The following is a 22,901-nucleotide window of genomic DNA, read 5'->3' as shown; positions in this document are numbered from 1 at the left end:
GCGGGTTCCGGCACGCAGGCGGGGCAAAAGCGCCTGCGATAGGAGATGAAGATGTTGTTGACGATGTTGCAAGTGGCGCTGGGTGGCGCGATCGGTGCCTCCGGGCGCTACCTCTCGGGGGTGGCGATCCTGCGGATGATGGGGCCTCAACAGATCCCGCTCGGGGTGATCTTCGTCAATATCGTCGGCTCGTTTTTGATGGGCGCTCTGGTGACGTTTCTGGGTCAGAAAGAATTGACCCACTGGAACGCCTTTCTGGCGACGGGGATCCTTGGCGGGTTCACCACATTCTCCTCCTTCTCGCTTGAAACATGGATGCTGATCGAGCGGGGCGAAACGGGGCTGGCTTCCGTTTATGTTGCGATCTCGCTCGGGGCGTCTCTTCTGGGTCTTATTTTCGGGGTGCATGTAATGCGCTGGGTGCTGGCATGAGCAAGGTTCAAAACGTCAAGGTCGATGCGGATGGCGCGGAAATGCGGCTCGACCGCTTCCTGAAGAAGCGCTTTCCGCAGATGACGCAGATCATGGTGGAAAAACTCTGCCGCAAGGGGCAGATCCGCGTGGATGGCGGGCGGGTAAAGCCGGCCCATCGTCTGGAAGAAGGGCAGGAGGTGCGTGTGCCCCCGTTGCCCGAAGAGCGCCCCGAGCCCAAGAATGATGGTGCGATCACCTCCGATCAGGAGAAGATGATCCAGTCCTGCGTGATCTGGAAGGACGAGCATATCATCGCGATCAACAAGCCGCCGGGTCTGCCTTCGCAGGGCGGGTCGGGGCAGGGCAATGTCCATGTGGACGGCCTCGCCGACGCTCTGATGTTCGGCTATAAAGAACGCCCGAAACTGGTGCACCGTCTGGACAAGGATACCTCGGGCGTGCTGCTTCTGGCGCGCACCGACCGTGTGGCACGCCGCCTGTCGGAGGCTTTCCGCCGCAAGACCACCCGCAAGATCTACTGGGCGGCCGTCGCGGGAGCACCGCAGCCGAAATTCGGCACAATCCGCTACGGGCTTGAAAAGCAGGGCGGTCACGGGCCGCATGGCGCGGGCGAGAAGATGATCTGCATCCATCCCGCCAAGATGAACGAGCATCCCGAGGCCAAGCGTTCTACTACCGATTATTTCACGCTGCATATCCTTGGCCAGCGCCTGTCATGGGTCGCGCTGGTGCCGATCACCGGGCGCACCCACCAGCTGCGCGCCCACATGGCCGAGATCGGTAACCCGATCGTGGGCGACGGCAAATATGGTGGCTCGAGCCAGGAAAACATGGGCGATGGCTGGGGCGCCCAGCTGGGTGGCGAGGTCTCGCGTAAGCTGCACCTGCATGCCCGCCAGATCAGCTTCGATCACCCGATCACCGGCAAGCGCATCACCGTCGAGGCGCCCTTGCCCGAGCATATGAAAAAGACATGGAAGTTGCTGGACTGGAACGAGAAAGATGTGCCCGCCGATCCGTTCGAGGATCTGATGTAATGCTTGCCATCTTCGACGTCGATGGCACGATCTCGGATAGCCAGCACCATATCACTCATGCGATGGCGCTGGGGTTCGAGGCAGTAGGGCTGACGCCTCTGCCTGCCTCCGAGGTGTTGTCGATCGTCGGGCTCTCGTTGCCCGAGGCTCTGATGCGGCTTCTGCCCGATGCGCCGCAAGCGACCCGCGATGCGGTGGTCGAGGGCTATAAGGCCAGCTACAAATCCGCCCGCGCGGCCAGCCCCGCTCCGCTCTATCCGGGGGCCAAGGACTTGCTGGACCGTCTGCAGGCGCGCGAGGATACCGTGCTTGCGGTGGCGACCGGAAAATCGCGCCGCGGATTGCGCGCGCTGGTCGAGCATCATGGGCTCGAGCGGCATTTTGTGTCGCTGCAATGCGCCGATGACCATCCCTCCAAGCCGCATCCTGCCATGGTGCAGGCGGCGCTCGAGGAAACGGGCATGGAGGCTGCGCAGGCGGTCATGATCGGGGATACGAGCTACGATATCGAGATGGGCCGTGCCGCCGGTTTGCGCACCATCGGGGTGGCATGGGGATATCATCCGCTGGACGCGCTGGAGGCTGCCGGTGTTGATCATATCGTTCACGATTTCAAAGAGTTGGAGGCGCTTCTGACGCGCCTAACGGAGGAGGTGGCATGAGCAGCTGGACTGCGAAACGTTTCTGGAAAGAGGCAACCGTAGTGGCGTCCGACGACGGGTTCGGCGTGGCGCTCGACGGGCGTCCGGTGAAGACCCCCGCAAAGGCGCCGCTGGTGGTGCCGACACAGGCGCTGGCGCTTGCGATTGCCGCCGAATGGGACGCGCAGGAGGGCGAGATCAAGCCCGAGACCATGCCACTCACCCGCGCGGCCAATGCCGCCATCGACAAGGTCGCCGTCCAGCATGAGGAGGTTGCGGCCTATATTGCGGAATATGGCGGCACCGATCTGCTATGCTATCGCGCCGATCAGCCGGAGCGTCTGGCCGAGCGCCAGGCCGAGGGCTGGGACCCGCTTCTGGCTTGGGCCAAGGCGCGTTACGGGGTCACGCTTGCGGTCACGCAGGGGCTTCTGCCCGTCCCGCAACCGGAAGTCGACCTCCGCAAACTGCATGACGAGGTGCGCGCGCTGACCCCCTTCGAGCTGTCGCCGCTACATGATCTGGTGGGAATCAGCGGCTCGCTGATTCTGGGTCTGGCCGTGATCGAAGGTGAGATCGACGCCGAACAGGCCTTCACGCTGTCGCGAATTGACGAGAGATTCCAAGCGGAAGAATGGGGCTTGGACGAAGAGGCCCATCTTGCAGATCTGGTCAAAAAACAGGCTCTTCTGGACGCCGCGCGGTTCTGGTCCTTGTTACACGAGTGAACGGCCTGTCTAAAAAGGCAAGTTTGAGTTCCTTTCCTGAGCAATTGCCTAATCGATGAGCGAATTTATTGCAAAATGATGGTTTGGGTTCTTGACCTTAAAGCCAATACGCGCTCACAATTCTGGCACTGGGGATAACCTCACAGTCTCCCGACGGCACAAAGCCGCGTGAGAACCGTTCAAGAACCGCCCTCAAGGGCGGCAACTCAGGAAGAGGTAATAATGAATAAACTAGCACTTCTCGGCGCTGTAGCTGCCACTGGTCTGACCGCAGCCGCGGCACAAGCTGCAACGCTGGATGATGTGAAGGCACGCGGCACGCTCAACTGTGGCGTGAACTCGGGTCTGGTCGGCTTTGCTACGCCGGATGCCAACGGTAACTGGACCGGCTTCGATGTCGCGATTTGTAAAGCCGTAGCCGCCGCCGTTCTGGGCGACGCGAGCAAAGTGAACTACGTTCCGGTCTCGAGCCAGAACCGCTTCACCGCACTCAGCTCGGGCGAGATCGACCTGCTGTCGCGGAACACCACCTGGACCTTCTCGCGTGATGTCGACCTGAAACTCGATTTCGCGGGCGTCAACTACTATGACGGTCAGGGCTTTATGGTCCGCAAGGATCTGGGAGTGACTTCGGCCAAGGAACTGGATGGCGCGACCGTCTGTATCCAGACCGGCACCACCACCGAGCTGAACCTTGCCGATTACTTCAAAGCCAATGGCATGACCTATAATCCGGTCTCGGTTGACACCAACTCGGAAGGCGAGCAGCAATTCCTCGCCGGTGCATGTGACGCATACACCACCGACGCATCGGGTCTGGCCGCAACCCGCGCAGCTTTCGCCAATCCGGGTGATTACATCATCCTGCCGGAAATCATCTCGAAAGAGCCGCTCGGACCGTCGGTCCGCCACGGCGATAACGAGTGGGGCGATATTGTCCGCTGGACGCTGAACGCGCTGATCGCTGCCGAAGAATACGGTATCACCTCGACCAATGCCGATGAGCTGGCAACCACCAGCGAGAACCCCGAGATCCGCCGTATTCTCGGTGCAGAGGGTGATCTGGGCAAGATGTTCGGTCTGGACGCCGAATGGGCCAAGCGCGCGATCAAGGCGGGCGGCAACTATGGCGAGATCTTCGCTGCCACCATCGGTGAGGATACCCCGATCGGTCTGGCGCGCGGTCTGAACGCACAGTGGACCCAAGGTGGTCTGCTTTACGCTCCGCCCTTCCGCTAATATAGATCCTGAAGGGGGGCGCTCGGGAGACCCAGCGCCCCTTTTCAATTCAACGAACAAAAAATGGCCCGCGGGCGAGGCAACGACCTCATTGGCGACAAACAGCCGCCCAGCACAGGCACAGGGGTATACCAATGGCAAATGCGCATGATGGGCCGGAGCGTGGCTTCCGGCTCAGCGATCTCATATACGACACGCGCTACCGGTCTTTGACCATCCAGACAATCACGCTAATCCTCGTCATGCTGGGCGTAGTCTGGCTGGTGGATAACGTGATCACCAATTTCCAAGCGCTTGGAAAAGATTTCAACTTCAGCTTCCTCGGACAGCGCGCGGGCTATGACATCGCCCAGACGCTGATTCCCTACAGCAATGACGATACCCATGCGCGGGCGGCTCTTGTGGGGCTGCTCAACACGCTCTGGGTCTCCTTCCTCGGCTGTATTGCGGCGACCATTATCGGGATCGTCGTGGGGATTCTGCGGCTGTCGAATAACTGGCTGATCTCGCGGCTGATGACGGTCTATGTCGAAGCGTTCCGTAACGTTCCGCTTCTGCTGTGGATTCTGGTGGCGATTGCCGTCATGACCGAGCTGACGCCCTCTCCGGCAAGCTATCGCGGCGAGAATTCCGCCTCGTCGATGCTGTTCTTTGACACGGTGGCCTTTACCAATCGTGGCACGCATATTCCGGGCATCGAGTTCACTCATGGCCTTGGTTCGATCGATACCGCGCTGGCGCCGATCTCGCTGAATTTCATCGCTTTCGTCATCGTGGTCGCCGTGTCGATCTTTGCCAACCGCAAGCTGCGTGATCATGCGGCGCGTGTGCAAAGCGCGACCGGCGTCCGCCCGACGACGTGGTGGAAATCACTCCTGATCCTCTTTGTGCCTGCGATCGCCCTTCTGGCCGCGCTTGGGATGACGCTGAACGCGCCGATGCTCGAGCGGTTCAACTTTACCGGCGGGATCGATGTGTCGAACGCGATGGTCGCGCTCTGGCTGGGGCTGTCGCTCTATACCGGTGCCTTCATCGCCGAGATTGTGCGCGCGGGCATCATGTCCGTCTCGCGCGGGCAATCCGAGGCGGCCTTCGCGCTGGGTCTGCGGCCCAACCGCACGATGAAGCTCGTGATCCTGCCGCAGGCACTGCGCGTGATCGTGCCGCCACTGATCTCGCAATATCTCAACCTCACCAAGAACTCGTCGCTGGCAATCGCCGTGGGCTACATGGACCTGCGCGGCACGCTGGGCGGTATCACGATGAACCAGACCGGTCGCGAGATCGAAGCCATCCTCTTGATGATGCTGATCTATCTCGCCGTTTCGCTGGCAATTTCCGGCGTCATGAACCTCTACAACCGGTCGGTAAAGCTGAAGGAGCGGTGAGATGAGCGATACACATGCACAATCCGTCGCCTATGTGCGCGACACCATGCTGCCCCAGCAACAACCGCCGTCAAATCAATCCGGCGCGGTGAAATGGCTACGCGAGAATATGTTCTCGGGCTGGGCGAACACGGTACTGACCCTTCTGGGCATCATCGTTGTCTATCTGTTCGTCTCGCATTTCTACGCGTGGTTCCTCCATGGCGTCTGGAATGCCGAGAGCCTGAGCGAATGCCGCCAGATCATCACCGAGAAATGGGGTGAGGGGGCAACCGGCGCTTGCTGGGCCGTGATCCATCACCGCTGGAACCAGATCATCTTCGGCTTCTACCCGCCAGAGCTCTACTGGCGCCCGGTTGTGGTCTTCCTTGGCCTGTTCGTGGCAATCGCACCGGTGCTGTTCTCGCAGCTGCCGCGCAAGATGCTGGCGTTCTCCGCCCTCTACCCGCTGGCTGCCATCTGGCTTCTGTGGGGCGGCTCGATCTGGCCGGTGGTCATGATCGCTGCGGGTTTCTTCATCGGCTATGTCCTGCTGAAAGCACTGGCGCCGGTGAACAGGGCCCTCGCTGTGATCGCTGCAATCCTCGTGCCGGTGCTCTTCTGGGTCTACGCGGTTGACCCGCTGGATGCGGGGCTGAGTGCCATCCTTCCGGTCGCGATCGCCTCTGTGGGGTCCAACCAGTTCGGTGGCTTCCTGCTGGCGATCGTCATCGGGGCAGGGGGCATCGGCCTGTCGTTGCCCTTGGGGATCATGCTGGCGCTTGGCCGCCAGTCGAATATGTTCCTGATCAAGACGCTGTCGATTGTCTTCATCGAGTTTATCCGTGGCGTTCCGTTGATCACGCTTCTCTTCGTGGCCTCGACGCTCCTGAACTACTTCCTGCCGCCAGGTACGAATTTCGACATCATCCTGCGGGTAATGATCCTCGTTACGCTGTTCTCGGCCGCCTATATCGCGGAAGTGATCCGTGGCGGTCTGGCGGCCCTGCCGCGCGGCCAATACGAGGCGGCGGATGCGCTGGGTCTGGATTACTGGAAAGCGCAACGGCTGATCATCCTGCCGCAGGCGCTCAAAATCTCGATCCCCGGCATCGTGTCGACCTTCATCGGCATGTTCAAGGACACAACACTCGTGACCTTCGTGGGCCTCTATGACCCGCTGAAATCCATCCCCGATGCGATCCGCAACAATTTCGAATGGAAGGGTGTCTATTGGGAACCCTTCCTCTTCGTGGGCGTGATCTTCTTCCTCTTCAATTTCGGCATGTCGCGCTACTCGATGTATCTCGAGCGCAAGCTGAAACGTGACCACCGATAAGGAGGCCAGAGACAAATGGCTGATATGACTATGGCAACCACCAATCCGAAAGCCTCCGACGAGGTCGCGATCCGTATCGAGGGCATGAACAAGTGGTACGGCCAGTTCCACGTCCTGCGTGATATCGACCTGACGGTCACCCGTGGCGAGCGCATCGTCATCGCGGGTCCGTCGGGCTCGGGGAAATCCACCATGATCCGCTGCATCAACCGTCTGGAAGAGCACCAGTCGGGCAAGATTGTCGTGGATGGCACCGAGCTGACCAATGATCTGAAAAACATCGACAAGGTGCGCTCTGAAGTGGGGATGGTGTTCCAGCACTTCAACCTCTTTCCGCATCTGACGATCCTCGAGAACTGCACGCTCGCGCCGATCTGGGTTCGCAAGATCCCGAAGAAGCAGGCCGAAGAAACCGCGATGCATTTCCTCGAGAAGGTGAAGATCCCCGATCAGGCCCATAAATATCCGGGTATGCTCTCGGGCGGCCAGCAGCAGCGTGTGGCGATTGCCCGTTCGCTCTGCATGATGCCCAAGATCATGCTCTTCGACGAGCCGACCTCGGCGCTTGACCCGGAGATGATCAAGGAGGTGCTCGACACCATGATCGAGCTGGCGGAAGAGGGGATGACCATGCTCTGCGTGACCCACGAGATGGGCTTCGCGCAATCCGTGGCCGACCGCGTGATCTTCATGGCCGATGGCCAGATCGTCGAGCAGAACAATCCGCATGATTTCTTCCACAACCCGCAATCGGAACGCACCAAGCAGTTCCTGAGCCAGATCCTCAACCACTGAGTTGGGCGGTGGAGGGGGCAGAGCCCCCGACCGGATTGGCTTGGGGTTCAATGCCCCAAGCCAATCCGGCCCCGCCATCACATGAAACCGGAAGGGGCCCGCGCGGCCCCTTTTTCCATGCCGCGTTGCAGCAGCAGTTGACAGTGCACGGGCGCAAGCGTTCTATCTGACTATTATGACACAAAAACCCTGCATCATATGCGTTGCCATTACCGGCTCGCTGCCCCGCAAAGCCGATAATCCGGCCGTGCCGATCACGGTGTCGGAACAGATCGAATCCACGCATGAGGCTTTTGAAGCCGGTGCGACCATCGTCCATGCCCATGTGCGCAACGACGACGAGACCACCTCTTCGGACCCCGAAAAATTCGCGGCCCTCAAGGAAGGTCTCGAGAAGCACTGCCCCGGCATGATCATCCAGTTCTCTACAGGTGGGCGTTCGGGCGCGGGCCAGACCCGCGGCGGTATGCTGCCGCTGCGCCCCGATATGGCCTCGCTTTCGGTCGGCTCGAACAATTTCCCGACCCGCGTCTACGAGAACCCGCCGGATCTGGTCGACTGGCTGGCCTCGGAGATGAAAACCTATGGCGTGCGCCCCGAGATCGAGGCGTTTGACCTCAGCCATATCCATCAGGCGGCGCGGATGTATGCCGATGGCCGTCTGGTTGATAGCCCCTATGTGCAATTCGTCATGGGCGTGAAAAACGCCATGCCGGTGGATCGCGATGTCTTCGATTATTACCGCAAGACCATGGCGCGGCTCTTGCCCGAGAGCGAATGGTGTGCTGCCGGGATCGGGCGCGACCAGATCACCGTCAACGAGTGGTCGGTGGCCAATGGCGGTCATGCGCGTTGCGGGCTCGAGGATAATATCCGTCTGGATAAAACCACATTGGCGCCGTCAAACGCCGCTCTCGTGCGCCGTGTCACAGATCTCTGCGAGACATACGAACGCCCCGTTGCCACATGGAACGAGGCGCGCGAACTGCTCAAGCTGCCTCTGCCGCAACCGGCCTGATCAGCGGTGGGGCCTCCTCTTGCGGGTGGCCCAGCCTCAGCCGCGGCGGCTCGGCGTGAAGAAATCGAGCACTGACCCTGTGCCGGGTTCCAGGTCGGACCAGCTGTCGATCTGGAAATCCACGATCAGCGTGGCACAGGTCACATAACGGCGGAAATCACCGCTCAGCGGCACCCGCGCAGGCAGGCTGGCCGCGAAATCGGCGATGCCCGGATTATGGGCCAGCATCATCACCGTGGGCATCGTCGCCTGTTTCAGCGAGGCCAGAAGCTGGGCGGCATTGGCCTGATAGAGCTCGGGGATGATATGCTCCTCGGGCAGGCTTTCAAGCACCGCGCCCTTGACCCTTGCCCAGGTCTCCTGTGTGCGAGCGGCAGGCGAGCACAGCACCTCTTCCGGCTCGAGCCCGCGGGAGGCCAGAAAATCTCCCAGCTCGCTTGCGGCAAACCGCCCCCGCGCATTCAGCGGGCGGTCAAAATCGTCCTGCGTCGGGTCATCCCAGCTGGACTTTGCATGTCGCGTCAGGATCAGTCGGCGATATCCTGCAGGAGTCGTCATATGGCAAGCCCTCTGGTCTAGTGTCGGAATATTGATGGGAACGCGGCCACTGTGTCAAGCCAGCGGACCCGCCGCAAGCCCCCATGCAAGGGGAGCTTGCGGATTTCGCACGGTATTTACGGGTAGGCTTAACCGTTCTTGGGCGCCACGCGCGGCGCGCTCGAGCGGATCATCGAGCCCGCACCGCCTTCGGTGAACAGCTCCAGCAGGCAGGCATTGTCCACGCGCCCATCAAGGATCACCACCGCACGAACGCCCGCCTCGACAGCAGCCAGCGCGGTTTCGGTTTTGGGGATCATACCGCCGGCAATGGTGCCGTCCTCGATCATTGCCCGGACATCCTCGGGGGTCATCTGGGTGACAACCTCGCCTTCCTTGTTCTTCACGCCCTTCACATCGGTCAGCAGCAGCAGGCGGTCAGCCTTCAGAGCACCGGCAATCGCGCCGGCGGCGGTGTCACCATTCACATTGAAGGTCTCGTTATCGTTCATGCCGGTGGCAACCGGCGCGATCACCGGAATGATTCCCGCATTGTAGAGATCGCGGATCACCTGCACATTCATCTCGACGGGACGGCCGACATAGCCCAGCTCGGGATCATCAGCCTCACACACCATCAGGTCGTCATCCTTGCCGGAGATCCCCACGGCGCGTCCGCCCTCATCCATGATCGCCTGAACGATCCGCTTGTTCACGAGGCCGGTCAGCACCATCTCGACCACTTCGACCGTGGCCTTGTCGGTGACACGCTTGCCGCGCACCCAATCCGATTTGATGTTCAGCTTTTCCAGCATCTCGTTGATCATCGGGCCGCCACCATGGACCACCACGGGGTTTACACCGACCTGTCGCATCAGCACGATGTCGCGGGCGAACTGGGCCATCGCCTCGTCATCGCCCATGGCGTTGCCGCCGAATTTCACAACAACGACGGCTCCGGTGTAGCGCTGCAGGTAGGGCAGGGCTTCCGAAAGGGTGCGGGCGGCGGCGGGCCAGTCTTGGTTCATGGTCTGGGGTCTCATGCGCTGTCTCCGAAAGGATGGTCCTTTGTTAAGCCGTTCTGGCCGGAGTGTGAAGGCCCCTCTCCGGCCGTCCGGTGACGCGGGGCGCGCGCGCAGAGCTAAGGCTTGCAGTTCCCGACGGAACTACTAGGGTTTAACCATTCGGTTTAAGGAGTCGTGCTGATGGACGAACGCAAAGTGATCCTGTTGACGGGCGCAAGCCGGGGGATCGGCCACGCGACGGTCAAACGCTTCGACAGCGAGGGCTGGCGGGTGCTGACCTGCTCGCGTCAACCCTTCGACCCGCGCTGCCCATGGGGCGGCGAGGAGGACCATATCCAGATCGATCTCGCCGATCCGCAGCAGACGATGGATGGGATCAGCGAGATCCATTCACGCCTCGATGGCAAGCTGCATGCGCTGGTCAATAATGCGGGGATCTCGCCCAAGACCGAAACCGGCGGGCGGCTCTCGGCGCTGGAAACGGATCTGCGGACATGGGGAAAAGTGTTCCATGTCAACTTCTTCGCCTCGATCGTTCTGGCGCGCGGGCTGAAGGAAGAGCTCTGCGCGGCCAAGGGATCGGTGGTCAATGTGACCTCGATCGTGGGCTCGCGGGTGCATCCCTTTGCGGGTGCGGCCTATGCGACCTCCAAGGCAGCCCTCAAGGCGCTGACCCGCGAGATGGCACATGATTTCGGTCCCTATGGTGTGCGGGTGAATGCCATCGCACCGGGCGAGATCGCAACCTCGATCCTCAGTCCCGGCACCGAGAAGATCGTCGAGAATATCCCGATGCGCCGTCTGGGCGAGCCGAAGGAAGTGGCCGATCTGATTTATTATCTCTGCTCGGATGCGTCGAGCTATGTCACCGGCACCGAGATCGAGGTCAATGGCGGACAACACGTCTGAGTGAGGCACCCGAAGCCGCCCCTCGGGGGCGGTCTTCGCGAGGCGCAAGGGGCTCGATGCCCCGCCGCGCCGAGGCCCGCCTTCCTCACCAGTGCGGCGGGCGCTGGTCGGCTAGCGGGATCGCGCTGCTATCGTCATATTCGCGCTGCGCCTCGCGCTCCAGCAACATCGATACCCGACGCTCCAGTTTAGTGATCTGCGCATCCTGCCGTGCGACGACATCCGACAGGTCCTCGACCGTGCGGGTCAGGTGGGCGAGTTTCTCTTCGAGTTCCGTGCTGCGGTCCATTGCGCTCTCCGTTCCGTGGGCGGCGCGTGCCGCCCGAAAGGTCTGGCGTGCTTATGCCACGCCCGTGCCCGAAGGGAAATCATCAATCCGACCCTGTCCCAAAGCACCCTGAAACCCCTCCCAAAGCCTTGCCCCCCTTGGCGCAAGCCGCTATTGCCTTGCGCACAACCAGTATTGGGAAAGACCATGGCCAAGCAGAAGAAACAGCCCCGCCCGAAGGCCGAAGCGCCGAAAGGCTTCCGCGACTACTTCGGTTCGGAAGTGACCGAGCGTCAGGAAATGCTCGCGACCATTGCCGAGGTCTATCGCTCCCATGGATTCGATCCGCTGGAAACCTCGGCTGTGGAAACGGTCGAGGCGCTTGGCAAATTCCTTCCCGATGTGGACCGCCCGAATGCCGGCGTCTTCGCATGGCAGGAGGAAGATGACGGCAAATGGCTGGCGCTGCGCTATGATATGACGGCTCCTCTCGCGCGGGTCGCGGCGCAGTTCCGCAATGACCTTCCGAGCCCCTACCGCCGCTATACGATGGGGCCTGTCTGGCGCAATGAGAAACCCGGTCCGGGACGCTTCCGCCAGTTCTATCAATGCGATGCCGACACGGTTGGTGCGGCATCGGTCGCAGCGGATGCCGAGATCTGCGGCATGCTCTCCACCTCGCTCGAGGCGGTGGGTATCCCGCGGGGCGACTATCTCGTGCGCGTCAATAACCGCAAGGTGCTGAACGGCGTGATGGAGATGGCGGGCGTGCTCGACCCCTCCGATCCGGCCCGCTTCGAGGACGAGCGCGGCACGGTCCTGCGCGCCATCGACAAATTCGACAAATTCGGCGAGGAGGGCGTGCGCCTTCTGATGGGCCCCGGCCGTCTCGACGAGTCGGGCGATTTCACCAAGGGCGCGGGGCTTTCCCCCGAACAATGCGACATCGTCATGGGCTTCATGTCGGCAAAACGCGAGAACGGCACCGCCACGGCCGCGCGTCTGCGTGAGCTTGTCGGCGGGTCGCTGATCGGCGCCGAGGGCGTCAACGAGCTTGAAGAGATCGCGGAACTCCTCGACATCCAGGGCTTCGGTTCCGACCGGATCGAGATCGATCCTTCCGTCGTGCGCGGCCTTGGCTATTACACCGGACCCGTCTTCGAGGCGGAACTCACCTTCGAGATCCTTGACGAGAAGGGCCGCAAGCGCCAGTTCGGTTCGGTCTCGGGCGGCGGTCGCTATGATGATCTGGTCAAGCGCTTTACCGGCCAAGAGGTGCCCGCCACCGGCGTCTCCATCGGTGTGGACCGTCTTCTGGCCGCCCTGCGGGCCAAGGGCCGGATCGGTGCCAGCCACCAAGGTCCCGTGGTGATCACGGTCATGGACCGCGACCGGATGGGCGAATACCAGTTGATGGCCGCAGAGCTGCGCGCCGCTGGCATCCGTGCCGAAGTTTACTTGGGCAATCCCAAGAACTTCGGTAACCAGCTGAAATATGCAGATAAACGTGAAAGCCCTGTGGCGGTGATCCAAGGCTCGGATGAGGCCGATCGCGGTGTGCTGCAGCTCAAGGATCTGGTTCTGGGCGCCAAGCTTGCGCAAGAGGCCAGCCTCGAGGAATGGAAATCGCAGCCCGCTCAGGTCGAGGTCTCGCGCGCCGATCTGGTGGCCGAGACGCGCAAGATGCTGGCCCGCTACGAGGTGAAATGATGGCGACCAAGACCGAGGCCCGTGCCACCGGCCAGCGCATCCTGCAATCCTTCCTCTCGGCCGGGGCGGCGGAGGTCCAGCCTGATATCCTGCAACCCGCCGAGGTGCTGCTGGACCTTTACGGCGAGGATATCCGCGCCCGTGCCTATGTGACCCATGATCCGGGTCAGGGCGAGATGATGCTGCGCCCCGATTTTACCGTGCCTGTGGTGCAGGCGCATATGGCCGGCGGCGCCGAGCCCGCGCGCTATTGTTACTTGGGCGAGGTTTTCCGTCGTCAGGACCATCTGGGCTCCGCCCGCGCGGTGGAATATCAGCAGGTGGGCTACGAGGTCTTTGACCGCGAGGATCCCGAGACTGCCGATGCCGAGGTGTTCGCGCTCTTCAACGGTCTGTTGTCGCGGCTGGGTCTGACCGCCACCATGGGTGATTTCGGTATCCTGCGGGCGGCTGTGGACGGGCTCGATACGATGCCCGCCCGCAAGGCGGCGCTCTCGCGTCATATCTGGCGGCCCGCGCGGTTCCAGAAGCTCTTGCAGCGTTATGCAGGTTTGGTCCCCGTGCCCGAGACCCGCCGCGAGACGCTGGGCGGCATGCGCTCGGAAGCGCCGTGGATCGGTCTGCGGTCTTCGGGCGAGATGGAGCTGCGGATTTCCGTGCTGAAGGAAGAGGCCGAGGCCGCGCCGATTTCCCGTGCCGATGTCGAGAAACTCGATGCGCTCTTTGCGCTCAACTGCGCCGCCGAGGATGCACCCGCCGCGCTTCGTGCGCTGGATATTCCTGCGATTGCTCCGGCGATCGCGCGGCTCGAAACCCGTCTGGCCGCCCTCAAGGCCCGCCGGATCGATCTATGTGCCTTGCGCTTTGACGCGAGCCACGGGCGCTCCACGATGGAATATTACGACGGGTTCGTGTTCAGCTTTGCCACCGAGAACCCCGATATGCCGCCTGTGGCCACGGGAGGGCGCTATGATGCGCTGACCCGTATTCTGGGGCAGGGCGCCGAAATTCCCGCCGTAGGGGGCGTCATCCGTCCGGGCGTTCTGGCAGATCTGGAGGCAGGCCGATGAGCATGATCAAGCTGGGTGTGCCGTCCAAGGGGCGGCTGATGGAAAAGACCTTTGCGTGGTTCGCCGAGCGCGGTGTGACGCTGAAACGCACAGGGTCCGACCGAGAATATGCCGGCGCGGTCGAGGGGGCCGAGGGCGTCGAACTGGTGCTTCTGTCGGCCTCCGAGATTCCGCGCGAGCTGGCGGCGGGGCGTATCCATCTGGGGGTGACCGGGTCCGATCTGGTGCGCGACAAGCTGGTCGATTGGAATAAACAGGTGGTGGATCTGGCCCCGATGGGCTTTGGCCATGCCGATCTGATCATCGCCGTGCCCGATTGCTGGGCCGATGTCGATACGCTGGAAGACCTTGATGCGGTGGCGCATGCCTTCCGCACGACCCATGGCATGCGCCTGCGGATCGCCACGAAATACCACCGTCTGGTGCGCGAGTTCCTGACCCGCGAGGGCGTGGCCGATTACCAGTTGGTCGATAGTCAGGGCGCGACCGAGGGCACGGTGAAAAACCTCACCGCCGAGGCAATTGCCGATATCACCTCCTCGGGCGAGACCCTGCGGGCCAACCACCTCAAGATCCTGTCGGACGGGTTGATCCACCAGTCGCAGGCGACGCTCTTTGCATCCCGCTCGGCAGACTGGGGTTCGGTTTGTGACAATTTCGCCCGCTTTGCGGCGCAGCTACAGGTCGAGACGCAGGATCTGTGACAGGAAAGGCGCCCCGTGGGGCGCCTTTTTCAATAGCCGCGGGTGCGGTCGACCAGATGCAGGAGCGGCTGGCCCGCTTCCGCGCTCGCGATATTCTCGGCAATCACCCTCGATGCCGTCTCGGGGCGGGTGGCCGCGGCGATATGCGGGGTCACGGTCACGCGCGGATGCGCCCAGAACGGATGGGTCGCGGGCAGAGGCTCCACGCGGAACACATCCAGCACCGCATGGCCGATTTCGCCGGCATCCAGCGCCGCCAGCAGTGCCTCGTCCACCAGCACCGTCCCGCGCCCCGGATTGAGGATTACAGCCCCCTCCGGCAAAAGCCCCAGATGGGCGGCATCCAGCAGATTGGTGGTCTGGGGCGTTTGCGGCAGCAGTGTCACGAGCATCTCGGCCTCGATCAACGCCTCTTTCAGCCCTGCATCACCCGAGAGGCAGGTAATCCTCTCGATCTCCTTCGGGCTGCGGCTCCAGCCGATGACGTTGAAGCCCACTTGCGCCAGCATCTTGGCGCAGGCTTGCCCCAAGGCACCAAGCCCCAGAACGGTTACCTTGCGGTCGGAGGCCAGAGGCGCTGCATGGCCATTGCGCCAAACGCCATCCTGATGGGCGGCAAAGAAGCCGATCCCGAGATGGTGCGCCATCACATGGCCCAGCACCCATTCGACCATCCCGCGCTCCAGCCCGTGGTCGACCATGCGGCAGAGGGGCTGGGTGAGGCTGGCGTTGCCCACGATCTTTTCGACCCCCGCCCAGAGGCTGAGCACGGCGCGGGCCTTGGTATAGGGGCTGAAATCCTGAAGCGGGCCTGCTGGCGCATAGACGATATAGTCTACCAGCGCGGGGTCCATGCCCTCATGCACGGGCACCAGCTCGGCCTGGATGCCCTTTTCCTGCAAGGCGCGGGGAAGGCAATGGCGGTAGTCGTGCCAGTCGTCTTCGGTGGCGGCAAAGAGGATACGGGGCATGGGGAATTCCTATCGGGTTCGGGGGCGGTGGATATGGGCGCTTTGCACGAGGCCGAAGGCCGCAAGCAAGATCATCATCGCGGTTCCGCCATAGGATACAAGGGGGAGGGGCACACCCACCACCGGCATCAGCCCCATCACCATCGCCATGTTGATCGCGAAGAACAGGAAGAATGTCCCCGCGATCCCCAATGTCAGCAGTGAGGAGAAGCGATCCTTGTTATGGAGGGCGGAATGGATGCAGAACCCGATAATCCCGCCATAGAGACAGAGCAGAGAGAAGGCCCCGACAAAGCCGAATTCCTCGGCCAGTGTGGTGAAGATGAAGTCGGTATGTTTCTCGGGCAGGAAGTTCAGCCGCGATTGGGTGCCCTGCATATAGCCGCGCCCATGCAGCCCGCCCGACCCGAGCGCGATCTGCGCCTGCATGATGTTATAGCCTGCGCCCAGCGGGTCCGCGCCCGGATCGAGGAAGGTATCGATCCGTTTGAACTGGTAGTCATGCAAGAGCTGCCAGTCGGTGCCGCGGCTTTCCATCACGGTAAAGACCAGGGCGCAGACGATGGCGATGACGGTCCCGAAATACCAGAGGCTGACACCGGCGCAGAACATCAGCAGCCCCCCGCCTGCCACGAGGAGGACCGCCGTGCCCAGATCGGGCTGGGTCAGCACAAGGAAGGTCGGGATTAAAATCAGTACCACAGGGATCAGCACCCAGAGGGGACGCGAGACCTTTTTCACATCGAGCCAGTCGTAATAGGCGGCCAGCAGCATCACCAAGGCGATTTTCATCAGCTCGGAGGGCTGGATACGCAACGGGCCGACCTCGAGCCAGCGCTGCGCGCCCATGCCGATCGCCCCGAACAGCTCCACCGCCAGCAGCAGAAGCAGCGCGATGATATAGATGACCGCCGAGACATTGCGCCAGAACCATATCGGCGTGAAGCCTACGATGAACATCGCCGCGATCCCGATGCCGAAGCGTTCCATCTGCGGCTGGGCCCATGTCTTGATGTCACCGCCTGCCACCGAGTAGAGCATCAAAAAGCCTACCGAGGCCACGGCCGAGAGCAGGATCACCAGCGGCCAGTTGATATAGAGGATCTTGCGCAGCCCTGTGGGGACGGTCTTGAGATTGGATTCGAGATAGCTCATGTCAGGCCCCTTTACGCTCTGCTGGTGCCCGAGGGCCTGGCCAGATCGGGATCGACGAGGTTGAGTTTCGAGAAGCGCTCCTCTATCTCGCCGCGCTGGCTACGCGGATAGGCATCAAGCGGCGGCAGGCCGTCGGCCAGGGCAAACAGCATCACATCGCGCGCGATTGGCGCCGCGGCGGTAGCCCCGCCCGAGCCGTGTTCGACAACCACCGAAATGGCATAGCGCGGGTTATCCACCGGCGCGTAGCACACGAACAGACCGTGGTCGCGGCGCCGCCATGGGAGTTGGTCGTTGCGGATCACCCCGCGGGCGCGCTCGGCGGCCGTGATGTTACGCACCTGTGCCGAGCCCGTCTTCCCCGCCATGCGCCATTCGGATTTCACAACCTTCGATTTGCCCGCCGTCGCATGTGTGCCGTTCACCACCATATCCATACCGCGGCGCACGTTGTTGAGCATCGCTTCGGGCAGGTCCATATGGGGCATCTCGGGGCGGGGCACCTCGATCCCGTTTTTCGATTTGACGAGATGCGGCACGATCTCCTTGCCGGAGGCGATCCGCGCCGTCATGATCGCCAGCTGCATCGGCGAGACCAGCACATAGCCCTGACCGATGGACGCGTTGACCGAATCGCCCACCTGCCAGTCCTTGCCGAACCGCTCGCGTTTCCATGCCCGAGTGGGCGCGATACCGTCCTGCACCGCAGACATCGGCAGATCGGGTTTGTGGCCGAAACCCAGACGCTCGGCCATGGCCGACATCCGGTCGATGCCGCAGCGCTGCGCCATCTCGTAATAGTAGCAGTCGCAGGACTGCTCGAGGCTCTGGGACATGTTGAGCCAGCCATGCCCCGAGCCTTTCCAGCAGTGGAAGCGGCGGCCCGCGATCTCGGTATAGCCGCGGCAATAGACCTTTTCGTCGGGGGTCACGAGGCCGGCCTCGAGCGCCGCCAGTGCCGCGACCGGTTTATAGGTCGAACCTGGCGGGTAAAGGCCCTGCACGGTCTTGTCGGCCAGCGGACGGTGGTCATCCTCGGTCAGGGTCTTGTAATCGGCCACCGAGATGCCGCGCACGAAGAGATTGGCGTCAAAGGACGGCGCCGAGGCACAGGCCAGCACATCGCCATTCGTGATATCGAGCACCACGCAGGCCGCCGATTCATCGCCCATCCGCTGCAGTGCGAAATTCTGGAGTTTGTAATCGAGTGTCAGTTGCAGGTTCTCGCCGGGCGTCCCCTCGCGGCGGCCCAGTTCGCGCATCTCGCGACCCGTGCTATTGACCTCGACCTCGCGCTGGCCCGCCTCACCGCGAAGCTCCTCCTCGAATTTCGCCTCCACACCGATCTTGCCCAGCTGCACACCGGGGAGCATCAGAACGGGGCTCGGATCGGGAATTTTCGAGAGATCGTAGCTGGAAACGGGGCCGACATAGCCCAGAACATGGGCGAAATCATCATGGCGGGGATAGATGCGCGAGAGGCCCACCTCGGGGGTGACGCCCGACAGCGAGGGCGCATTGACCGCCACGCGCGAGAATTCCTCCCAGCTGACACGGTCGGCCACGGTCACCGGCACGGTGCGGGCGCGCTTGCGCAATTCGTCGCGGATATCGGCGACCTGCTCATCGGTCATCGGGATCAGTGCGCGCAGATCGGTCATGACACGGTCCAGATCGTCCACATCCTCACGGGTAATGGAAATGCGGTAGAGCTGTTCATTCCCCGCAATCAGCACCCCGTTGCGCTCGTAGATCAGCCCGCGCGTCGGCGGGATCAGCCGGAACTTGACCGAGTTGCCCTCGGCCATCGTCCGGTATTGCTCGGAATCCTCGAGCTGCATCTTGCGCATACGCTCGCCCAGAATACCCATGACCCCCAACTGGATACCGCCCAGCATGAGCGCGCGTCGCGTAATGCGGCTTTTGCTCTCGCGGATCGTTTTCTCGGTCTGTTTCATGGGCGGTCCTTCCTTCGGAAAGGGGCTGAACTTCGGCGGGGCCGCGGGCAGTGGCTGCCTGCGGGAGTTTTTTGGTCAGACGCGATGTCCCAGATCGTCCACCTCGCCCGGCACGGCGCGTTTGACCCCGAAGGCCAGCCGCGACAGCGCCACGACGAAGGGATAGGCGATCAGCGTGGTCAGCGCCTGCAGCAGCACGCGGCCCAAGGGGGGCTGGTCGGCCATCATCAGGGTCATCACGATCCGTTCCAGGAAGACCATCATCACCAGAAGGGCGGCGATCATGGCCAGTTCCATGGCAAAGGGCATCTCGCGTAGGCGGGTCTCGCGGCGGCGCAACCATTCAGTGGCCATCAGCACGATCAGCGTCCACAGCCCCGGTGCGCGCCAGAAGACCAGATCCTGCACGAAAAATACCGCGATGATCAGGATGGCAGGCACATAATCGGGTTTGCGCTGCACCCATGCAAGGGCGAAGGCAAGGCACAGATCCGGCCCCGGTATCCCGTGATAGGTGGGCGAGATCGGTAGCAGGCGGATGAAGATGATGACCGAGATGATCACCACAAACAGCAGCCTGTGCGCCCAGATGCGGGAGGTGAGCGGGTCAACCATTGCTTTGCCCGGTGGATGTCTTGGGGGCGGGGGGTAGGGCCTGCTGCTCGCGGTCGATTTTGCCGACGGGCGGCGGGATGAGGGCGCCCACGCCCTTCAACTGCTCGGCCGGATAGGAGCGTAAGACCTTGAGGAATTCGAGCTGCTCGTAATCGGCGGCAAGCCGGACCCTCAGGCGGCCGTTGCGCTCGACCACCTGACCCACCAGCAGACCCGCCGGAAATACCCCGCCATCGCCCGAGCTGATGATGCGGTCGCCCGCACGGATCCGGTCGGGATGTTCGATGAAATCGAGCGCGGGGAAGGGGGAGTTGTCGCCCGACATGATCGCGCGCTGGCCGGAGGGCTGCAGCGTGACCGGAATGCGCGAGGAAGAATCGGTCAGCAGAACCACCCGCGAGGTGGTCTTGCCCACACCCGAAATGCGCCCCACGAGCCCCAAGCCATCCATCGTCGCCCAGCCATCCACGATCCCGTCACGCGAGCCGATATTCAGCAGCACCGACTGCCGGAAGGGCGAGCCGCTATCGGCCATCACCACGCCCGAGACGGAGGTCAGTTTGGGATCGAGCCGGACATTGTTCTGCGCCAGCAGCTTGGCGTTTTCCTGCTCCAGCTGGACGGCGGCCTCTTTCCACGCCTTCATCTGCTGCAGCTCGCGGCGAAGCTCCTGGTTCTGTTCATAGATCCGCGTGTAGGACTGGAAGCCCTCGGCCATGTCCAACACCTTGGTCACCGGCACCATCGCCCAGTCGAAGGTCGGCACATAACGGTCGATAAAGGCCGAACGCAGACGCTCGACGCGCGGATTGTCCACGCGCCACAAGATGACCGCTGCCACGAGGGCGAGCACGAGAATGGCAATGACGATCCGGCGCAGGGGGCCGAGATAGTCCTCTTCGTCGCGGTTTCGTGCCACTGTCCACTCCGGAATTCTGGGGTTGGGCACGAGCGGCCCGATCTGGCGGGGTTATAACGAAAACGGGCGCCCCGCTCAACGCAGCAGACGCCCGCCTCTCATCACATTCCTACACGCGTCTTAGCTGTCGAAATCGATCACATGACGCAGCTGTTTTTCGTATTCCAGTGCCTTGCCGGTGCCGAGGGCCACACAGTTCAGCGACTGGTCCGCGATCGAGATCGACAGGCCCGTCTGCTCGCGCAGCGCCAGATCCAGTTCGCCCAGAAGCGCGCCGCCACCGGTCAGCATCACGCCACGGTCGACGATATCGGCGGCCAGATCCGGCGGGGTTGTCTCGAGCGCCTGCATCACCGCATCGCAGATCTGCTGCACGGGTTCGGCCAGCGCCTCGGCGATCTGCGCCTGCGTGATCTCGACCTCTTTCGGCACGCCGTTGAGGATATCGCGGCCACGCACCGACATGGAGGTGCCACGCCCGTCATCGGGCATACGGGCCGAGCCGATGGAGGTCTTGATCCGCTCGGCGGTGGCTTCGCCGATCAGGAGGTTCATGTTGCGGCGCAGATAGGAGATCACGGCTTCGTCCATGCGGTCACCGCCCACACGCACCGAACGTGCATAGACGATATCGCCCAGCGAGAGCACGGCCACCTCGGTGGTGCCTCCGCCGATATCCACGACCATCGAGCCCGTGGGGTCGGTGATGGGCATGCCTGCACCGATGGCTGCGGCAATCGGCTCGGCGATCAGGCCGGCGCGGCGGGCGCCTGCCGAGATCACCGACTGGCGGATCGCGCGTTTTTCCACCGGCGTCGCGCCATGGGGCACACAGACGATGATCTTGGGCTTGGACAGGGTCGAGCGGCGATGCACCTTACGGATAAAATATTTGATCATCTCTTCGGCGCTGTCGAAATCGGCGATGACGCCTTCGCGCATCGGGCGGATCGCCTCGATGGAGCCGGGCGTCCGGCCCAGCATCAGTTTCGCGTCCTCGCCCACGGCCAGCACCTGCTTCTTGCCGTCCTTGACGTGGTAAGCCACCACGGAGGGCTCGTTCAAGACGATGCCACGCCCTTTCACGTAGACCAGCGTGTTCGCCGTCCCGAGGTCGATCGCCATGTCTGATGAAAAGATTCCGCCCAAGCTAACCATGTTTCGTCCTGCACTGCCCTGTAAAGCCTTCGGCGACTCATACGGTCGCCCCCAGACCGTATAGTCAAGGAATAGGGACGCGGAAAGTCCAATTGCCCTCACGACATTGCAATGACGCCCCTATCCGCCAATCACATACTTGCGAGTGTGATTTACGCAATTTTTGGCCGTCAAATAGGCGGTTTTCTGCGTGGATAGTGTCACTTTTCGAACATGCCTGATTTTCACGCGATGGTGTCGGACCTGTGCCTTCCGTCTTGTCGTTACGCGCGTCAGGAGGAGCCATGACACAGAGTTTGCAATGGGCCGGACGTGACGCGCAGCCGCATCCAAGAACGCAATCCACGCGGATTGCCGCGATCGAATGGACGAAGATCCTATTCGCGCTCTCGATCGTGTGTCTGCATACCGGTATTTTCAGCGATCTGTCGCGCCCTCTGAATATCCTTATCGGAAACAATCTCGCGCGGCTCGGGGTGCCGTTCTTCCTGTTTGTGACGGGGTTCTATTTTGACAGACAGGTTAAACGCGGGATCGGGCACCTCTTGAGGCGGATGGCGGGGCTCTACGCGATCTGGACACTGATCTATCTGCCGTTCTGGATCAGCGATGCGACCCTTCCGCTCTTCGTCACCAATGTCATCGTGGGTTACTGGCAACTCTGGTATCTGCTGGCGGCGCTGATCTCGGCGGTGATGCTCTATCTGGTGCGGGGGCTCTCCCCGAAAGTGCTGATCGGGCTTGCGGTGGCGATCCTCTTCCTCGGCGCGGCGCTGCAATATGGCCAGCGGGTGGACCAGAGCCCGGTCCATGAAAGCCTGCCGATTTCGGCGGATGGAGCATTGGCGCGGAATTTCCTATTTTTCGCCTTTCCTTTCATGGCACTGGGATATGTGGCAGCACGGCTTCAGGGCCGCTGGGATGGGCTGACACAGACGGGTCGGCGCCTCCTTCTGGGCGTTACAGGCGCGATCTTCGCCGCCGAGATCGGGATGAACGATCTGGTCTTCAACGCGGTCGGGCCGTTCGACATCTTCCTGTCGAGCGCGCTCTTTATCCCTGTGCTGTTCCTGACGCTGAAAGGGCAGGGCGGCGGCTGGCAGATCTCGCCCGTATGGTCCACGGGGATCTATCTGGTCCATGTGCTGTGGATCAATGTGCTGGGGATGGCGCTGCCCGACTTGCCAAAGCTGGCGCTGGGGCTGGCGGTGATCGCGCTGTCACTGGCCTCGGTGCCGGTCCTGCGGCAGGTCAACCGGTCTATTCCCGTCTTGTGAAAACGGCGCGGGGGATGCCCGCGCCG

The 22,901-nt window shown here is 62.3% G+C and carries 23 protein-coding genes; 14 read left to right on the top strand and 9 right to left on the bottom strand.

The annotated features are described in order from the left end of the window. The first annotated feature begins 51 nt into the window (after nucleotides 1-51). From crcB to VSX56_RS16110, 9 genes are all read left to right on the top strand, one after another. Nucleotides 52-432 (top strand): fluoride efflux transporter CrcB, encoded by a 381-nt coding sequence (gene crcB, locus VSX56_RS16150; protein WP_339114398.1) that lies wholly within the window; start codon nucleotides 52-54, stop codon nucleotides 430-432. Further along, the gene (locus tag VSX56_RS16145) at nucleotides 429-1,472 is read left to right on the top strand and encodes an RluA family pseudouridine synthase (protein WP_339114399.1); all 1,044 of its coding nucleotides are present in this window, start codon (nucleotides 429-431) and stop codon (nucleotides 1,470-1,472) included. Before crcB ends, VSX56_RS16145 begins: the two co-directional genes overlap by 4 nt. Continuing rightward, a complete protein-coding gene (locus tag VSX56_RS16140) occupies nucleotides 1,472-2,134 on the top strand; it encodes an HAD-IA family hydrolase (protein ID WP_339114400.1) in 663 nt (220 codons plus the stop codon). Before VSX56_RS16145 ends, VSX56_RS16140 begins: the two co-directional genes overlap by 1 nt. Beyond that, entirely contained in the window at nucleotides 2,131-2,841 is a 711-nt protein-coding gene (locus VSX56_RS16135; protein ID WP_350938607.1) for an ATP12 family chaperone protein, read from the top strand. Before VSX56_RS16140 ends, VSX56_RS16135 begins: the two co-directional genes overlap by 4 nt. A 222-nt stretch (nucleotides 2,842-3,063) precedes the next feature. Beyond that, the gene (locus VSX56_RS16130) at nucleotides 3,064-4,080 is read left to right on the top strand and encodes an amino acid ABC transporter substrate-binding protein (protein ID WP_339114402.1); all 1,017 of its coding nucleotides are present in this window, start codon (nucleotides 3,064-3,066) and stop codon (nucleotides 4,078-4,080) included. Between the two features lie 134 nt (nucleotides 4,081-4,214). After that, nucleotides 4,215-5,468, top strand: a complete 1,254-nt coding sequence (locus tag VSX56_RS16125; RefSeq protein ID WP_339114403.1) for an amino acid ABC transporter permease — start codon at nucleotides 4,215-4,217, stop codon at nucleotides 5,466-5,468. 1 nt (nucleotide 5,469) lies between these two features. Further along, complete coding sequence (locus VSX56_RS16120; RefSeq protein WP_350938604.1) at nucleotides 5,470-6,786, top strand: amino acid ABC transporter permease; 1,317 nt, start codon at nucleotides 5,470-5,472, stop codon at nucleotides 6,784-6,786. A 24-nt stretch (nucleotides 6,787-6,810) separates the two neighbouring features. Continuing rightward, nucleotides 6,811-7,581 (top strand): amino acid ABC transporter ATP-binding protein, encoded by a 771-nt coding sequence (locus VSX56_RS16115; protein ID WP_339114469.1) that lies wholly within the window; start codon nucleotides 6,811-6,813, stop codon nucleotides 7,579-7,581. A gap of 175 nt (nucleotides 7,582-7,756) precedes the next feature. Further along, a complete protein-coding gene (locus VSX56_RS16110; RefSeq protein WP_350938602.1) occupies nucleotides 7,757-8,599 on the top strand; it encodes a 3-oxoadipate:acetyl-CoA acetyltransferase in 843 nt (280 codons plus the stop codon). A 36-nt stretch (nucleotides 8,600-8,635) separates the two neighbouring features. On the opposite strand, the gene VSX56_RS16105 is transcribed toward VSX56_RS16110, so the two are convergent. Beyond that, nucleotides 8,636-9,157 (bottom strand): SixA phosphatase family protein, encoded by a 522-nt coding sequence (locus VSX56_RS16105; RefSeq protein ID WP_350938600.1) that lies wholly within the window; start codon nucleotides 9,155-9,157, stop codon nucleotides 8,636-8,638. Between the two features lie 128 nt (nucleotides 9,158-9,285). Continuing rightward, nucleotides 9,286-10,179, bottom strand: a complete 894-nt coding sequence (argB, locus tag VSX56_RS16100; RefSeq protein ID WP_339114407.1) for an acetylglutamate kinase — start codon at nucleotides 10,177-10,179, stop codon at nucleotides 9,286-9,288. 162 nt (nucleotides 10,180-10,341) lie between these two features. Here argB and VSX56_RS16095 point away from each other — a divergent pair, with 162 nt between their 5' ends. Beyond that, nucleotides 10,342-11,070 carry an SDR family NAD(P)-dependent oxidoreductase gene (locus tag VSX56_RS16095; RefSeq protein WP_339114408.1) on the top strand — a complete coding sequence of 243 codons (729 nt, stop codon included), beginning with the start codon at nucleotides 10,342-10,344 and terminating at the stop codon, nucleotides 11,068-11,070. Nucleotides 11,071-11,155: 85 nt separating this feature from the next. Here VSX56_RS16095 and VSX56_RS16090 read toward each other — a convergent pair whose 3' ends face one another. Beyond that, nucleotides 11,156-11,359, bottom strand: a complete 204-nt coding sequence (locus tag VSX56_RS16090; RefSeq protein ID WP_339114409.1) for a SlyX family protein — start codon at nucleotides 11,357-11,359, stop codon at nucleotides 11,156-11,158. Nucleotides 11,360-11,545: 186 nt separating this feature from the next. Between VSX56_RS16090 and hisS the strand changes: the two genes are divergently transcribed. From hisS to hisG, 3 genes are read left to right on the top strand one after another with little or no spacing between them, the layout of a single operon-like run. Continuing rightward, nucleotides 11,546-13,048 carry a histidine--tRNA ligase gene (gene hisS / locus VSX56_RS16085; protein WP_350938597.1) on the top strand — a complete coding sequence of 501 codons (1,503 nt, stop codon included), beginning with the start codon at nucleotides 11,546-11,548 and terminating at the stop codon, nucleotides 13,046-13,048. Beyond that, entirely contained in the window at nucleotides 13,048-14,118 is a 1,071-nt protein-coding gene (locus tag VSX56_RS16080) for an ATP phosphoribosyltransferase regulatory subunit (RefSeq protein ID WP_350938595.1), read from the top strand. The genes hisS and VSX56_RS16080 overlap by 1 nt, the downstream gene beginning before the upstream one ends. After that, entirely contained in the window at nucleotides 14,115-14,822 is a 708-nt protein-coding gene (gene hisG, locus VSX56_RS16075; protein ID WP_339114411.1) for an ATP phosphoribosyltransferase, read from the top strand. Before VSX56_RS16080 ends, hisG begins: the two co-directional genes overlap by 4 nt. 29 nt (nucleotides 14,823-14,851) lie before the next feature. Here the strand turns inward: hisG and VSX56_RS16070 are convergent, their stop codons facing one another. The 6 genes from VSX56_RS16070 to VSX56_RS16045 all read right to left on the bottom strand — a co-directional run bounded on the left by VSX56_RS16070 (nucleotide 14,852) and on the right by VSX56_RS16045 (nucleotide 21,598). Further along, nucleotides 14,852-15,793 (bottom strand): 2-hydroxyacid dehydrogenase, encoded by a 942-nt coding sequence (locus VSX56_RS16070; protein WP_350938592.1) that lies wholly within the window; start codon nucleotides 15,791-15,793, stop codon nucleotides 14,852-14,854. Nucleotides 15,794-15,802: 9 nt separating this feature from the next. Continuing rightward, on the bottom strand, nucleotides 15,803-16,948 hold the full coding sequence (rodA, locus tag VSX56_RS16065; RefSeq protein WP_339114413.1) for a rod shape-determining protein RodA: 1,146 nt from the start codon (nucleotides 16,946-16,948) through the stop codon (nucleotides 15,803-15,805). Between the two features lie 11 nt (nucleotides 16,949-16,959). Further along, on the bottom strand, nucleotides 16,960-18,906 hold the full coding sequence (gene mrdA / locus VSX56_RS16060; protein ID WP_350938590.1) for a penicillin-binding protein 2: 1,947 nt from the start codon (nucleotides 18,904-18,906) through the stop codon (nucleotides 16,960-16,962). Between the two features lie 75 nt (nucleotides 18,907-18,981). Then, a complete protein-coding gene (locus VSX56_RS16055) occupies nucleotides 18,982-19,521 on the bottom strand; it encodes a rod shape-determining protein MreD (RefSeq protein WP_350938588.1) in 540 nt (179 codons plus the stop codon). Continuing rightward, complete coding sequence (mreC, locus tag VSX56_RS16050; RefSeq protein WP_339111873.1) at nucleotides 19,514-20,440, bottom strand: rod shape-determining protein MreC; 927 nt, start codon at nucleotides 20,438-20,440, stop codon at nucleotides 19,514-19,516. Before mreC ends, VSX56_RS16055 begins: the two co-directional genes overlap by 8 nt. A 120-nt stretch (nucleotides 20,441-20,560) precedes the next feature. Further along, nucleotides 20,561-21,598, bottom strand: coding sequence for a rod shape-determining protein (locus tag VSX56_RS16045; protein WP_339111874.1), 1,038 nt, complete (start codon nucleotides 21,596-21,598; stop codon nucleotides 20,561-20,563). 284 nt (nucleotides 21,599-21,882) lie between these two features. On the opposite strand from VSX56_RS16045, the gene VSX56_RS16040 reads away from it, so the two are divergent. Next, nucleotides 21,883-22,875 carry an acyltransferase family protein gene (locus tag VSX56_RS16040; RefSeq protein WP_339111875.1) on the top strand — a complete coding sequence of 331 codons (993 nt, stop codon included), beginning with the start codon at nucleotides 21,883-21,885 and terminating at the stop codon, nucleotides 22,873-22,875. Nucleotides 22,876-22,901 lie beyond the last annotated feature (26 nt).

The sequence above is a fragment of the Thioclava kandeliae genome (genome assembly GCF_040297545.1).
Lineage (GTDB): Bacteria > Pseudomonadota > Alphaproteobacteria > Rhodobacterales > Rhodobacteraceae > Thioclava > Thioclava kandeliae.
The sequence above is the reverse complement of the archived record's forward strand: the minus strand, read 5'-3'. Positions and strand labels throughout refer to the sequence as shown.